Annotated in this window: 10 protein-coding genes; 7 read left to right on the forward strand and 3 right to left on the reverse strand. The window is 69.5% G+C overall.

Annotated features, from left to right (window positions below):
• The first annotated feature begins 98 nt into the window (after nucleotides 1-98).
• The 5 genes from CK951_RS07750 to CK951_RS07770 all read left to right on the forward strand — a co-directional run bounded on the left by CK951_RS07750 (nucleotide 99) and on the right by CK951_RS07770 (nucleotide 7,223).
• Complete coding sequence (locus CK951_RS07750; RefSeq protein WP_096785602.1) at nucleotides 99-1,253, forward strand: pyridoxal phosphate-dependent aminotransferase; 1,155 nt, start codon at nucleotides 99-101, stop codon at nucleotides 1,251-1,253.
• Between the two features lie 25 nt (nucleotides 1,254-1,278).
• Nucleotides 1,279-2,472 (forward strand): N-acetylmuramoyl-L-alanine amidase, encoded by a 1,194-nt coding sequence (locus CK951_RS07755; RefSeq protein ID WP_232520714.1) that lies wholly within the window; start codon nucleotides 1,279-1,281, stop codon nucleotides 2,470-2,472.
• A gap of 92 nt (nucleotides 2,473-2,564) precedes the next feature.
• Nucleotides 2,565-5,114 carry a penicillin-binding protein 1A gene (locus tag CK951_RS07760; RefSeq protein WP_096785604.1) on the forward strand — a complete coding sequence of 850 codons (2,550 nt, stop codon included), beginning with the start codon at nucleotides 2,565-2,567 and terminating at the stop codon, nucleotides 5,112-5,114.
• 89 nt (nucleotides 5,115-5,203) lie between these two features.
• Nucleotides 5,204-6,331, forward strand: a complete 1,128-nt coding sequence (gene prfB / locus CK951_RS07765; protein WP_096785605.1) for a peptide chain release factor 2 — start codon at nucleotides 5,204-5,206, stop codon at nucleotides 6,329-6,331.
• Nucleotides 6,332-6,446: 115 nt separating this feature from the next.
• A complete protein-coding gene (locus CK951_RS07770) occupies nucleotides 6,447-7,223 on the forward strand; it encodes a DUF2189 domain-containing protein (RefSeq protein WP_096785606.1) in 777 nt (258 codons plus the stop codon).
• 161 nt (nucleotides 7,224-7,384) lie between these two features.
• On the opposite strand, the gene CK951_RS07775 is transcribed toward CK951_RS07770, so the two are convergent.
• From CK951_RS07775 to CK951_RS07785, 3 genes are all read right to left on the reverse strand, one after another.
• Nucleotides 7,385-7,903: a polymer-forming cytoskeletal protein gene (locus CK951_RS07775; RefSeq protein ID WP_096785607.1), complete on the reverse strand. Its 519-nt coding sequence runs from the start codon at nucleotides 7,901-7,903 to the stop codon at nucleotides 7,385-7,387.
• On the reverse strand, nucleotides 7,893-9,224 hold the full coding sequence (locus CK951_RS07780; RefSeq protein ID WP_096785608.1) for a M23 family metallopeptidase: 1,332 nt from the start codon (nucleotides 9,222-9,224) through the stop codon (nucleotides 7,893-7,895). Before CK951_RS07780 ends, CK951_RS07775 begins: the two co-directional genes overlap by 11 nt.
• Nucleotides 9,225-9,454: 230 nt before the next feature.
• Complete coding sequence (locus CK951_RS07785; protein WP_096785609.1) at nucleotides 9,455-9,916, reverse strand: peroxiredoxin; 462 nt, start codon at nucleotides 9,914-9,916, stop codon at nucleotides 9,455-9,457.
• A 90-nt stretch (nucleotides 9,917-10,006) separates the two neighbouring features.
• On the opposite strand from CK951_RS07785, the gene CK951_RS07790 reads away from it, so the two are divergent.
• Complete coding sequence (locus CK951_RS07790) at nucleotides 10,007-13,300, forward strand: DUF3971 domain-containing protein (RefSeq protein WP_096785610.1); 3,294 nt, start codon at nucleotides 10,007-10,009, stop codon at nucleotides 13,298-13,300.
• Nucleotides 13,301-13,308: 8 nt separating this feature from the next.
• Nucleotides 13,309-14,346 (forward strand): tRNA preQ1(34) S-adenosylmethionine ribosyltransferase-isomerase QueA, encoded by a 1,038-nt coding sequence (gene queA / locus CK951_RS07795; protein WP_096785611.1) that lies wholly within the window; start codon nucleotides 13,309-13,311, stop codon nucleotides 14,344-14,346.
• Nucleotides 14,347-14,410: the final 64 nt, after the last annotated feature.

Consider the following 14,410-nt stretch of genomic DNA (forward strand, 5'->3'; position numbering starts at 1 on the left):
GTTCCGCCCGGTTTGGCAAGCCTTCGGACACGAGTCCCGCCATTGACCTTCCGGCCCCGGTGTCTCAGGAACGGCACGGGAAGCTTAAGAGGCGGAAGATGCGGGTTTCAAGGCGCGGGGCGGTCGATCCCTTCATCGTGATGGATGTGATGGAACAGGCGCGGGCGGCCGAGGCCGCGGGCCGGTCCATCATCCACATGGAAGTGGGCCAGCCGGGTACGCCGGCGCCGGCAGGGGCGCGCGCGGCGCTGGCCCGGGCGATGGAGGAAGGGCCGCTGGGCTACACCGTCGCGCTCGGCCTGCCGGAGCTGCGGCAGGGCATCGCCGACCTCTACCGGCGCTGGTATGGCGTGGATCTCGATCCGGCGCGGGTCGTGGTGACGGCCGGGTCCTCGTCCGGCTTCCTGCTGGCCTTCTCGGCGCTGTTCGATGCGGGCGACCGGGTCGCGTTGGGAGAGCCGGGCTATCCCAGCTATCGCCAGATCCTCCGCGCCCTGTCGCTGGAGCCGGTCGGCATCCAGACCAGCCCTGAGAACCGCCTGCAGCCGGTGCCCGCGGATCTGGAGGGCGTACCAGATCTGGCCGGGCTGATCGTCGCCTCGCCCGGCAACCCCTCGGGCACGATGCTGTCGAAGGAGGCGCTGGCCGCGCTGATCGCCCATGCCCAGAGCCGCGGCATCGCCTTCATTTCGGACGAGATCTACCATGGCCTCGACTACGGCACCCGCGCGGTCTCGGCGCTGGAGATTTCCGACGACGTCTATGTGATCAACTCGTTCTCGAAGTATTTCAGCATGACCGGTTGGCGCCTTGGCTGGCTGGTGGTGCCCGAGCCGCATGTGCGCCTGATCGAGCGGCTGGCGCAGAACATGTTCATCTGCCCGCCCCACGCCAGCCAGGTGGCCGCGCTGGCCGCGCTGGACTGCCATCAGGAGCTTGAGGCCAACCGCGCCGTCTATGCCGAGAACCGCCGGCTGATGCTGGAGGGGCTGCCGAAGGCCGGATTCACCCGCTTCGCCCCCCCTGACGGCGCGTTCTACGTCTATGCCGACGTGTCGGACCTGACCGACGACAGCCTGTCCTTCGCGGCCGGGATCCTGCGCGAGGCCGGGGTGGCGGTGACGCCGGGTCTGGATTTCGACCCTGTCCGCGGTGCGCGGACGCTGCGCTTCTCCTATGCGCGGGCGACGGCGGATATCGTCGAGGGGCTGCGGCGGCTCGAAGCCTTCATGGCGCGCCGGGCCCGGCGCTAGGTCCCGGCCGATGCGGGGGTGCGCGATGGCGGTCGTGGCGCTGGCGGGGCTGGGTCTGGCCCAGGCGGCGCTCGGGCAGGAGTTGACCGGGCTCGCGCGGCTCGACCCGGCGCGGTCCTCGGTCACGGACAGCGGCTGGAGCGGGATCGGGGTCGAGTTGCAGCTGTCGCAGCCGGTGCCGTGGCGCGTCCGGGTGCTCGACGCTCCGCCGCGGCTGGTCATGGACTTCCGCGAGGTGGATTTCGGCCAGGTCTCCTCCATGCCCGAGACCAGCGACCACGTAAGCGCGCTGCGCGCCGGCGGCTTCCGCACCGGCTGGTCGCGGCTGGTGCTGGAACTCGACGGTCCCTTCACGGTGGCCGAGGCCGGCATGCAGACCGGCGACGGCGCCCGCATCCGCGTGGAGCTTGACGCGGCCGACCCCGAGGATTTCGCCGCCCGGGCCGCGATCCCCGAGCCGCCGGGCTGGGCGCTGCCGAAGGCGACCCTGCCCGAGCAGAGGGCGCAGGGCCAGGGCCCGCTGACGGTCGTGCTCGACCCCGGCCATGGCGGGATCGATCCCGGCGCCGAACGCCCGCCGGTCACCGAGGCCAGCCTGATGCTGACCTTCGCGCGCGAGGTGAAGGAGGCGCTGCTGCGCGACGGCACCTTCCGCGTGGCGATGACCCGCGAGGAGGACGTCTTCGTCCCACTCGAGACCCGCATCACGCTGGCGCGCGCGGCCGGCGGGCAGGTCTTCGTCTCGCTGCATGCCGATGCCATCGCCGAGGGCGAGGCGGTGGGGGCGACCCTCTACACGCTGGCCGATGAAGCCTCGGACGCTGCGGCAAGGGCGCTGGCCGAGCGGCACGACCGCGACGATCTTCTGTCGGGGGTGGACCTGACCGGGCACGACGATCTGGTGGCGACGGTGCTGATGGACATGGCTCGCGCCGAGACCGGGCCGCGGAACGAACGGCTCGCGCTGGCGCTGGAGGCCGCGATCAAGGCCGAGGGGCTGGCGATGCACCGCCATCCGCGGCAGGCGGCCGGTTTCTCGGTGCTGAAGTCGCCGGACCTGCCGTCGATCCTGGTCGAGACCGGCTTCATGTCGAGCGACGCGGACCTTGCCCGCCTGCGCGATCCGGCGTGGCGCGCGCGCATGGCGCGTGCGCTGGTCGAAGGGCTGAAGGCCTGGGCCCGGGAGGATGCGGCGTTGAAGGATCTTCTGCGCCGCTGATCGCGAAAACGCGAAGCAGGGCCGGACGGGCAGGTTTTGCCCTTCCCGGCCCGCGCGTGTATAAGGACGCCCAACCATAGGGGGCATCGCCATTGTTGAGGTTCATCGGGTCATTCTTCGGGGCGATCTTCACGGCGCTCACGCTCGGGTTGCTGGCGCTGGCCCTGACCATCGGCGCGGTGTTCTGGATGTATTCGCGCGACCTGCCGAGCCACGAAAGCCTTGCGCAATACACGCCGCCGACGATCAGCCGGATCTATTCCGGCGAGGGCCGGATCATCGACGAATTCGCGCAGGAGCGCCGGATCTTCGCCCCGATCGAGGAGATCCCCGACCTCGTGAAGAACGCCTTCATCTCGGCCGAGGACAAGAACTTCTATACCCACCACGGCTATGACGCGCGCGGCATCGCCGCGGCGGCCTTCGAGGCAATACGCACCCGCGGCAAGACCGTGCGCGGCGCGTCCACCATCACCCAGCAGGTGATGAAGAACTTCCTGCTGTCGGGCGACCGCACCGGCGAGCGCAAGATCAAGGAAATCATCCTCGCCACCCGGATCGAGGAGACGCTGTCGAAGGAAAGGATCCTCGAACTTTACCTGAACGAGATCTTCCTTGGCCAGAACAGCTATGGCGTCGCCGCGGCGGCGCAGACCTATTTCAACAAGACGCTGGCGCAGCTGACCCCGGCCGAGGCCGCGACGCTGGCCGCCATGCCCCAGGCGCCGAGCCAGTATCACCCGGTGCGCGCGAAGGAGCGGGTGACCGAGCGGCGCAATTACGTCCTGCGCGAGATGTTCGAGAACGGCTACATCGACGAGCCGACGCTGGTTGCCTCGCTGAACGAGCCGCTTCGGTCGGTGCAGAACGGCGACTACCCCGCCTTCCGCGAGGCGCTGCCACCGCGCGACTATTTCACCGACGAGATCCGCCGGCAGCTCTCTTCGGAATTCGGCGAGCAGGAATTCTTCGGCGGCGGCCTGACCATTCGCGCCACCATCGACCGCGAGTTGCAGACCGAGGCCGCGGCGGCGCTGCGCGACGGGCTGGAGAAGTTCGACCGCAGCCAGGGCGTCTGGCGCGGCACGCGGCAGACGATCCCGGCCGAGAAGCTCGGCACCGAGAAGGACTGGCGCGCGGCGCTGGCCGCCACGCCCGTGCCGCGCGACGTGCCGGGCTGGCACCCGGCGGTGGTGCTGGAGGTCGGCGAGAGCGCAGCGCGCATCGGCATCGAGGGCGTCGAGGAGGACGAGGACGGCCATTTCATCCCCGCCGAGGACGTGACCTGGGCGCGGAAGCGGCAGGCCGACGGCAAGCTCGGCCGCAAGGCGAAGGTGGTGGGCGATCTGGTGTCGAAGGGCGACGTCGTCCTCGTGCGCGAGGTTAAGGCCGAGGATGGCAGCTTCCGCCGCTGGTCGCTGAGGCAGGTGCCCGAGGTTCAGGGCGCCTTCATGGCCATGGACGTGAACTCGGGCCGCGTGCTCGCGATGCAGGGCGGGTTCAGCTACCAGTATTCCGTCTTCAACCGGGCGACGCAGGCCACGCGCCAGCCTGGGTCGAGCTTCAAGCCCTTCGTCTATGCGGCAGCGCTGGATTCGGGCTTCACGCCGGCCACCATCGTCATCGACGCGCCGATCGAGGTGCAGACGGCGCAGGGGCTGTGGACGCCGAAGAACGCCTCGGGCAAGTTCTACGGCCCGACGCCGCTCAGGACCGGGATCGAGCAGTCGCGGAACCTGATGACCGTGCGGATCGCGCAGGAGATCGGCATGGAGACGGTTTCCGCCTATGCCGAGAAGTTCGGCGTCTACGACCGGATGGGCCAGTTCCTCGCCAACGCGCTGGGATCGGAGGAGACGACGCTGTTCAAGATGGTCGCGGCCTACGCCATGTTCGCCAACGGCGGCGAGCGGGTGCAGCCGACGCTGGTGGACCGGGTGCAGGACCGCTTCGGCCGCACCGTCTATCGCCACGACCAGCGCAACTGCGAGGAATGCGCCCAGCCACTGCTGCCCGAGGGGCGCTCGCCCCACATCACCTCGCAGCGCGAACGGGTGATGGACGCGATCACCGCCTATCAGCTGACCTCGATGATGCAGGGCGTGATCCAGCGCGGCACGGGCAAGGGCATCAACCTGCCCGTGCCGGTGGCGGGCAAGACCGGCACGACCAACGACGCCAAGGACGTTTGGTTCATCGGCTATACCTCGAACATGGTCGCGGGCTGCTACATCGGCCATGACCAGCCGCGCAGCATGGGCACCGTTTCGGGCGGCGGCTTCTGCGGCCCGGTGTTCCAGAGCTTCATGTCGAAGGCGGTGAAGAAATACGGGGGGTCCGAGTTCCGCGTTCCGCCGGGCGGCTATTTCATCAAGATCGACCGCTTCACCGGGGCCCGGCTGCCCGACGATGCCAGCGGCCCGAACGTCGTCGCCGAATACTTCCGCGAGGGGTCCGACACGGTCTTCGGCATGGGCGCGATGGTCGACGGGGGCTTCGCGATGGGGTCGAACCTGCCGCTCTTCGCCTATGGCGAGGACGAGAGCGCGGGAGGCTCCACCGTCACAACGGCGACCGGCGAGCGCAAGGTGATCCCGAAGAAGGCGGATTTCGGCACGCTGAGTTCCGGCGGGCTCTACTGAGCTTTGGCCGCAGGGCAGGGCGTGGCCTTGCCCGTCCGGCGCCTTCGCGCTATCACCCCCGCCTGAACCGTTCCGAGGACGTCCCGACCATGCGCACCGAGATCCAGTATCACGTCGACGCCATCAAGCGCACGCTCGGGCTGCTTGCGCAGCGCATGGATCTGGAGACCGCGCCGCATCGCCTGGAAGAGTTCGACGCGATGATCGAGGACGGCAACCTGTGGAACGATCCGGCGCGCGCGCAGAAGCTGATGCGCGAGCGGCAGGCGCTGATGGACCAGCTGTCCACCTACAGGCTGATCGACAGCGGGCTGCGCGACAACGTCGAGCTGATCGAGCTGGGCGAGGCCGAGGGCGACGAGGAGATCGTCACCGAAGCCGAGGCCGCGATCCGCGACCTGCTGGAAACCGCGCGCGCCAAGGAACTCGAGGCGCTGCTGGACGGCGAGGCCGACCGCAACGACACCTTCCTCGAGATCAACGCGGGCGCCGGTGGCACGGAAAGCTGCGACTGGGCCTCGATGCTGGCGCGGATGTATGTCCGCTGGGCCGAGAAGAAGGGCTACAAGGTCGAGCTTCAGTCCGAAAGCCCGGGCGAGGAGGCCGGGATCAAGTCCGCCTCCTACAAGATCAGCGGGCCCAACGCCTATGGCTGGCTGAAGTCGGAAAGCGGCGTGCACCGGCTGGTGCGGATTTCGCCCTACGATTCGGCGGCGCGACGGCACACCTCGTTCTCGTCGATCTGGGTCTATCCCGTGGTGGACGACAACATCGAGATCGAGATCCCCGCGAACGAGATCCGGATCGACACCTACCGTTCCTCGGGTGCGGGCGGGCAGCACGTGAACACCACCGACTCGGCGGTGCGGATCACCCACCTGCCGACCAACATCGTCGTGACCTCGTCGATGAAGTCGCAGCACCAGAACCGCGAGGCTGCGATGAACGCGCTGAAGGCGCGGCTCTACCAGCTGGAACTGGACAAGCGGAACGCCGAGATCAACGCCCAGCATGCCGCGAAGGGCGAGGCGGGCTGGGGCAACCAGATCCGTTCCTACGTGCTGCAGCCCTACCAGATGGTGAAGGACCTGCGCACCGGGGTCGAGACCTCGGACACGCAGGGCGTTCTGGACGGTGATCTGGACAAGTTCATGGCGGCCACGCTGGCGCAGGACGTGGCCGGCAAGAGCCGGGCCGAGGCCAACGCCGAGGACTGAGGGCACCCCTACCAAGGGTGAGGCCGCCGAGACCAAAAGCTGAGGTGCAGAATCATCTTGGAGGCGCGGGGCACCTGCGCTTACCCTTCCTCCTTCGAGAAGGAGGAGTCTCGGCATGTCGCAAAGTTTCATGGAACCCGCCGCGGTGGTTCCGGAGGTGCGAATACTCACCCCGGACGACCTGCGGAACGTGCTTTTTGCCGGAATGCGCGATTTCCGACGCGCGCCGGCCTTCGGACTGTTCTTTTCCGCCGTCTATGTGGCCTGCGGCTGGATCATCCTGGCCGCCTTCGCCACGAGCGGCAACTGGTGGTGGATCCTGCCCGCGGCGGCGGGCTTCCCCATCCTCGGCCCCTTCATCGCCTGCGGCCTCTATGAGGTCAGCCGCCGGCTGGAGGTTGGCGAACCTTTGGACTGGGGCGGAGTGCTGGGCGTGATCTTCCGCCAGAAGGATCGCCAGATCCCTTCGATGGCGGCGGTGGTGGTGATCTTCTTCCTGTTCTGGAACTTCCTGTCCCACATGGTCTTCGCGCTGTTCATGGGCACGCAGCCGATCGTGAACATCTCGTCCTCGTTCGAGATGTTCAAGACGGCGCACGGGCTGACCCTGCTGGCGGTCGAGATGCTGGTGGGCGCCGTCTTCGCGAGCATCCTGTTCTCGATCACCGTGGTCAGCCTGCCGTTGCTGCTGGATCGCGAGATCGACTTCGTGACGGCGATGATCACCAGCGTGCAGGTGGTTCAGGCTAATCCGGTGCTTATGCTGTCTTGGGGCATCACCATCGGCGGCATACTGTTCTTCGCCATGCTGCCGGGCTTCCTGGGGCTGTTCATCGCGCTGCCGGTGCTTGGCCACGCGACGTGGCACCTCTATCGCCTGGCGCTTGACTGAGCGCGGCGCTGCGAAGGCCGCGGCCGGGCGTGGTCGTCCCGCCCGGCCCTTGCGGAAAGCACGGCCGGTCATGGCGCCCCGGCCCGACGAAGATCAGCGGCGGACGAAACGGAAGAGGGCGCCCCGAGGGGCGCCCCTTGCCGTCCGACGGCGAAGACGGATCAGAGATCGGCAGGCTTCGTGGCCTGCGGCCCCGGGGCCGCGGCAGCCGCCGGTGCGGCGGGCTTCACGCCGTTCTGCAGCGGATCTTCCTGACGCTGCACCGAACCCTCGAAATGTGCGCCGGATTCGATGGCGATGGTCTTGTGGATGATGTCGCCCTCGACCCGGGCGGTCGAGGTCAGCCGCACCTTCAGGCCGCGGACGCGACCGATCACCCGGCCGTTGACCACGATGTCGTCGGCCACGATCTCGCCGCGGATGGTCGCGCTTTCGCCGACCGTCAGCAGATGGGCGCGGATGTCGCCCTCGACCGTGCCTTCGACCTGGATGTCGCCCGTGGTGCGCAGGTTGCCGACCACCGTCAGGTCCGACGACAGGACCGAGGCGGACGGCTTGGGTTTCGGCGCGCCGGGCGCGAAGTCGGGGGAGGGTTTCTGCACGGGAGCTTCCTGATTCTTCGGCCTGTCGCCCTCGCCCTGCTTCGGACCGGGCTCGTTGATTCTGCTCTTAGAAAACATCTTTCGCCGCCTTGATGAAGGTCATCGGGTTGACGGGCGAGCCGTCCACGCGGACCTCGTAGTGAAGATGGGTGCCGGTCGACCGGCCTGTGTTGCCCATATCACCGATCCGGTCGCCGCGCGATACCCTTTGTCCTTCATCAACCCGGATTCGGGACAGATGGCCATAGACCGTCTGGATCCCGAACTCGTGCCGGATCTTGATCACCCGCCCGTAGCCATTGGCCCAGCCGGCCTCGATCACCGTGCCGTCCGCGGTGGCATAGATCGGCGTGCCGGTGGCGCCGGCCATGTCGATCCCCTCGTGACGGCGATTGCCCCGGCCGAACGGATCGCTGCGCCCGCCGAAGCCCGAGGTGTAGCGGAACGCGCTTTTCACCGGCATGGCGAAGGGCGCCTTGGTCGCGGCCAGCCGGTAGAGGTTCATCCGGTCGAGGCCGTTCAGGATCTCGTTCGCGCGCGCTTCCTCGGGGGACAGCGGGCCGCCCTTGGTCGAGAGGGTCAGCGGGCCGCCCTGGCCGGAATAGCCGCTGCGCACCCTCTTCAGCAGCGAGTCGGTCGAGAGGCCCGCGGCGCGGAACATCTTGTCCAGCGGCTCCATCGAGACGGTGACGGCCTCCTCGAGCCGGGCGAAGATCGCGTCGTTGCGCGCTTCCAGCTCGGCCTTCTCCTGAAGCACCGTCTCGGTTTCCTCCTTCGCGGCCAGCACGGCGAGGGCCATGTCGTCGCGCTGCCGGGCGGTGGCGGCGAGGGTGGCGGACAGCTCCTCCAGCGTCGTCACGGCATCAGCGGTGCGTGAGCCATCAGTGCGCGCCGAGCCGGTCTGCTCGGCCAGCGCGAGGGTGACGCGCTCGGCCTCGGCGCGGGCCGTGTCGCGCTCCCTGATCGTGCGCAGCAGGGTGTCCTGGATGACGTCGATGCCCTTCTCGAGTTCCTTGCGGCGGTCCTCGGTGGCCAGAAGTGCGGTCTGCATCTTCGACACCTCGGCCAGCGCGAGGTTGAAGCGTTCCTGCGCCCGCACCGCCTCGTCCGCGCGGCGGTCCCGGTCGGCCGAAAGCGCGTTCAACCGGGATTCATAGAGCGCCTGCTGGCGCTGGGTCTGGTCGCGCGCGGTCCCGGCCGAGATCGAATCCATCAGGACGATCGACGTGGCCATGATGGTCCAGCTGACCAGCAGCGTGCCGCCGGCCAGCGCCGCAGCCTGCGTCATCGGTCGGAGTCGGATGAATCGCGTGTCGTTATCGGATTTCAGGAACAGCCGCCGCTCGGGCAGGATGCGTTCGAGGCTGGCATTGATCCGATAATGAAGTCGCGTCAGCACCGGTCGGTCCCGTCTGTTGTTGCGCGGTGACGAACCCTTGCCGGCGCGGGGCCGGCCTTCCTGTCCCCGGCAACTGACTAGCCAGCGGCCGTCAGCCGTGCAACCGATTTGACCAATCGGAGGATGTCGGTGGCGAAACCTTGCCCGAATGGGCGAAAACTCGCCTAGAGCGCAGCGGTTCCCTCGCGGGGCGGGAAATCTCGGCGAATTCCCGCCGGCGCGGTGTCGTCTCAGAGCGCCTGCGCCGCCGACAGCACCTCGGCCGCGTGGCCGCGGGCCGTGACCTTGCGCCAGACGCGCGCCACCCGGCCTTCCCCGTCGATCAGGAAGGTGGAGCGTTCGATTCCCATGTAGGTCTTGCCATACATGCTCTTCTCCTTCCACACGCCGTAGTCCTCGGCGGTGGTCGCCCCCTCGTCCGATGCGAGGATGATGCCCAGACCGTGCTTGGCGCAGAACCGGTCGTGCGACTTCACGCTGTCCTTCGAGATGCCGATGACGGTGGTGCCGGCCTCGGCGAAGCGATCGGCGAGGGCCGTGAATTCCTGCGCCTCGAGCGTGCAGCCCGACGTGTCGTCCTTCGGATAGAAATAGACCACCACCTTGCCCGGTCGCAGCGCGGCAAGCGACACGGTGGCTCCGCCGTCGCGCGGCAGGGTGAACTCCGGGGCGGTCTGGCCGGCGTCGATCATGGGCGGCTCCTTGCTGAGGGACGGGTCACACGTGTTTTAGTTGCCTTCGGCAGCCGATAAAGGCAAGCCCGGCTTGAGAAAGCGGAGACGATGGTCGAAGGCGACGCGCGCGAGACACCGGGACAGGCGACACCGGGGCAGGCGGGGCGGCCGAAACGAGGCCGGGCCTCGCTCTGGCTGCTGCTGAGCCTTGCGCTGCTTGCTGTCGTGGCGGGCTTCGGGACGCTGGCGCTGACGGGGCGGCCGCTCCCGCTGCCGGCCTGGGCCGTGACCGGGGCCGAGCAGCGCATCAACCGGGCGCTGGATCCGGCGGCCTCCGTGTCGCTGGGCGGCGCCGTGCTCACCGTGGGGTCGGACTGGGTGCCGCGCCTGCGGCTCGACGACGTGCGGCTTCTGCAGCGGGACGGGCGCGCCTTCCTGACCCTGCCCGAGGCGCGGATCTCGTTCGACCGCAGCGCGATGCTGCGCGCGGACCTGCGGCCGCGGACCATCGTGCTGTCGGGCGCGCGTTTCGCGCTGCGGCGGCTGCCGGATGGCCGGTTCGACTTCTCGCTGGGCGGGCAGGGCGGCTCGCTTCCGGTGGCGGGCCATGCGGAACTGCGCGCCGCCATCGACCGCATCTTCGCGCTGCCGGTGCTGGCCGACCTGCGCCGGATCGAGGCAGAGGGCATGACCCTGACGCTCGACGACCGTCGCGTTGGACGGATCTGGCAGGTGGGCGACGGGCGGCTGTCGCTGGAAAACGGGCCGGAGCGGCGGGCGCTGGAACTCGGGCTGTCGCTGCATGGCGGGCCCGACCGGCCGCCGGCGCAGGCGCTCCTGACCTTCGTCACCACGCCGGGCAGCCCCGAGGCGCGCATCTCGGCGACCGTCGATCACGTGGCCGCGGCCGATATCGCGGCGCAGACGGCGCCGGCGGCATGGCTGGGGGTGCTGGATGCGGCGCTCTCGGGGCGGTTCGCGGCGGCGCTGGACGGCGAGGGCCGACTGACCCGGCTCGAGGCCGAGCTGGACAGCGAGGAGGGCGCGCTGCGCCCCACGCCCGCAACCCGCCCCCTGTCCTTCGACCGCGCGGGCCTTGCCTTCCGCTACGATCCCGCCCGCGAGCGGATCGAGCTCACGCGGCTCTCGGTGCAGGGGCGCTCGCTCCGGATCTCGGCCACCGGGCAGGCCTATCTGCCCGGCGCGACCGAGGGTCTGCCGAAGGAGATGCTGGCGCAGATCCGCTTCGAGGATGCCAGCGCCGACCCCGAGGGCCTGTTCGAGACGCCGATCCACTTCTCGGAAGGCGCGCTTGACCTGCGGATGCGGCTCGATCCGTTCCGGGTCGAGATCGGCCAGCTGGCGCTGGTCGAGCGCGGACGGCGCCTGCTCGGCCGGGGGCGGGTCTCGACCGAGGCCGACGGCTGGCGCGTTGCCTTCGACCTCGGGCTGAACGAGATTTCGCACACCGACCTGCTGGCGCTCTGGCCGCTGTCGCTGGTGCCCAAGACGCGCAAGTGGCTGGCCGAGAACGTGCAGGAAGGGCGGCTGTTCGAGGTCAAGGCCGGGCTGCGGATGGCGCCGGGCACCGAGCCGCGCCTGTCGCTCGGCTACGAGTTCCGCGATGGCGACGTGCGCTTCCTGAAGACCCTGCCGCCGATCCAGAACAGCTCCGGCTATGCCTCGATCGAGGACCGCCGCTATCTGATGGTGCTGGAGGAGGGGCAGCTGAACCCGCCCGCGGGCGGGCCGATCCGCGTCACGCGATCCGTCTTCGAGGTGCCCGACGTGACGCAGCGCCCGGCGCAGGCGCGCATCACGATCAACAGCGACAGCGGCGTGACGGCCGCGCTGTCGCTGCTTGACCAGCCGCCGTTCCGTTTCCTGCAGAAGGCGGGCCGTTCGGTCGAACTGGGCGAGGGCCGCGCGGTGCTGGAAACCGTGCTCGCGCTGCCGCTGAAGGGGAATGTGACGCCGAAGGAGGTCGATTTCAGCGTCCGCGGCACGATCAGCGACTTCCGGTCGGATGTTCTGGTGCAGGGCCGCACCATCGCCGCGCCGAAGCTGCGGCTTGAGGCCGTGCCGCAGGGGCTGACGCTGGCCGGGGCGGGGACGTTCGGCCAAGTGCCCTTCGACGCCGTCTATCGGCTGGCCTTCGGCCCCGAGGCGAAGGGCCGCGCGAGCGTGGACGGCACAGCGACCCTGTCGCCCGCGGCCGTCGAGGAATTCCGGCTCGGCCTGCCGAAGGGGTCGGTCAGCGGCCGGGCCGAGGGACGGTTCAGGGTCGAGATGGCCCGGGACATGGTGCCGAAGCTGACGCTCGAGTCGGACCTCGTCGGGCTGGGGCTGGGGCTGCCCGGGATCGGCTGGCAGAAGCCTGCCGGCCGCGCCGGGAAGCTGTCCGTCGAGGCGACGCTGGGCAAGCCGGTCTCGGTCGAGCGGCTGGCGATCGAGGGCGGCGGGCTTTCCGCCTCGGGCCGGGTCGCGCTGCGGGCCGATGGCGCGCTCGAGGCGGTGCGGTTCGACCGGGTGCGGCTGAGCGGCTGGCTCGATGCGCCCGTCACGCTGGCGGGCCGCGGCGCCGGCCGTGCGCCCGAGGTTCAGCTGCGGGGCGGCACGGTGGATCTGACGCGGATCCAGACCTCGGGCGACCGGGGCGGCGGCGCGCCCATGCCTATCTCGGTCGCGCTGGACCGGCTGCAGGTCACGCAGGCCATCGCCCTGACCGGGTTCGAGGGCCGCTTCGGCACGCAGGGCGGCTTCAACGGCACGTTCCGCGGCCGGGTCAACGGCAGGGCGCTGGTCGAGGGCACCGTGGTGCCGATGAATGGCCGCAGCGCGGTGCGCGTGCGGTCCGAGGATGCCGGCGGGGTCATCGCCTCGGCCGGGATCTTTCCCGACGGGCGGGGCGGGCGGCTGGACCTGCGCCTGACGCCCGAGGGCAAGGCAGGGTATCGCGGCCGCGCCGAGGTGTCGAACTTCCGCGTCACCAATGCGCCGGTGCTGGCGGCGCTTCTGAACGCGATCTCGGTGGTGGGCCTGCTGGAACAGCTGAACGGCGAGGGGCTGCTGTTCGGGGAAGGCGACGTCGATTTCCGCATAGGCTCGGGCGCCGTCGAGATCACGCAGGCCGCCGCCGTGGGCGCCTCGATGGGGGTGTCGCTTGCGGGTGTCTATCGCGCCAGCGACCGCAGGCTGGACTTGCAGGGGGTGATCTCGCCGATCTATCTGCTGAACGGCATCGGCGCCTTCCTGACCCGCAGGGGCGAGGGGCTGTTCGGCTTCAACTACACCGTCACCGGCTCCGCGGATCGCCCCGCCGTCTCGGTCAACCCGCTCTCGATCCTCACGCCCGGCATGTTCCGCGAGATCTTCCGCCGCCCGGCCCCCGTCATCCGCTGAGTCCGTCCATGAAACTCTCCGACTTCGACTTCGACCTGCCCGAGGGGCTGATCGCCACGCGGCCGGCGAAGCCACGCACCTCGGCCCGCCTGCTGCTGGCCGAGGGCGACCGCATCCGCGATCTGCACGTGCGCGACCTGGTGGAGATCTTCCGCCCGGGTGACCGGCTGGTGCTGAACAACACGAAGGTGATCCCGGCGCGGCTGACCGGCAGCCGCACGCGCGGCGAGGCGGTGGCACGCATCGAGATCACCCTGATGGAACCCGCCGCGACCGGCTGGCGCGCACTGGCCAAGCCGCTGCGCAAGCTGCGGGAAGGCGAGGTGATCCGCTTCACCGACACGCTGTCGGCCGAGGTGGCCGAGAAGGGCGAGACCGACCTGCGGCTCGTCTTCAACCTCGACGGCGATGCGTTCGACGCGGCGCTGGCCGAGGCGGGGGCCATGCCGCTGCCGCCCTACATCGCGGCGAAGCGCGCACCCGACGCGCAGGACCGCGAGGATTACCAGACCGTCTTCGCCCGTCACGCCGGCGCGGTCGCGGCGCCCACGGCATCGTTGCATTTCGACGCCGGGCTTCTGGCCGCGCTGGCCGCACGTGGCGTGGCCTTCACCGAAGTGACGCTGCATGTCGGCGCCGGCACCTTCCTGCCGGTGAAGGTCGAGGATGTGACGACTCACCGGATGCATGCCGAATGGGGCGAGGTGACCGAAGCGGCCGCTGCCGAGATCGCCGCGACGAAGGCCGCGGGCGGCCGCGTCATCCCCATCGGCACCACGGCGCTGCGGCTGATCGAGAGCGCGGCCCAGGGCGGCACCATCCGGCCGTGGCGCGGCACGACCGACATCTTCATCTATCCGGGCTACCGATTCCGCGTCGCGGATGCGCTGATGACCAATTTCCACCTGCCGAAGTCCACGCTGCTGATGCTCGTCTCGGCGCTGATGGGCCATGAGCGGATCCGGCGGATCTACGACCACGCCGTGCGCGAGGGCTACCGCTTCTTCTCCTATGGCGACGCGTCCCTGCTGATCCCCGACGGCTGAAACGGCACCGCCAACGTCGCCTTCCGGCGGTGCCCACCGGCACCGCGTGCTAGCCTGTCCGCCG

Source organism: Rhodobacter sp. CZR27, from assembly GCF_002407205.1.
Lineage (GTDB): Bacteria > Pseudomonadota > Alphaproteobacteria > Rhodobacterales > Rhodobacteraceae > Cereibacter_A.

Coding starts and splice junctions, on each gene's coding strand:
- CK951_RS07750 (WP_096785602.1), top strand. CDS start 99: ATGCGGGTTTCAAGGCGCGGGGCGGTCGATCCCTTCATCGTGATGGAT.
- CK951_RS07755 (WP_232520714.1), top strand. CDS start 1,279: ATGGCGGTCGTGGCGCTGGCGGGGCTGGGTCTGGCCCAGGCGGCGCTC.
- prfB (WP_096785605.1), top strand. CDS start 5,204: ATGCGCACCGAGATCCAGTATCACGTCGACGCCATCAAGCGCACGCTC.
- CK951_RS07770 (WP_096785606.1), top strand. CDS start 6,447: ATGTCGCAAAGTTTCATGGAACCCGCCGCGGTGGTTCCGGAGGTGCGA.
- CK951_RS07775 (WP_096785607.1), bottom strand. CDS start 7,903: ATGTTTTCTAAGAGCAGAATCAACGAGCCCGGTCCGAAGCAGGGCGAG.
- CK951_RS07785 (WP_096785609.1), bottom strand. CDS start 9,916: ATGATCGACGCCGGCCAGACCGCCCCGGAGTTCACCCTGCCGCGCGAC.
- CK951_RS07790 (WP_096785610.1), top strand. CDS start 10,007: ATGGTCGAAGGCGACGCGCGCGAGACACCGGGACAGGCGACACCGGGG.
- queA (WP_096785611.1), top strand. CDS start 13,309: ATGAAACTCTCCGACTTCGACTTCGACCTGCCCGAGGGGCTGATCGCC.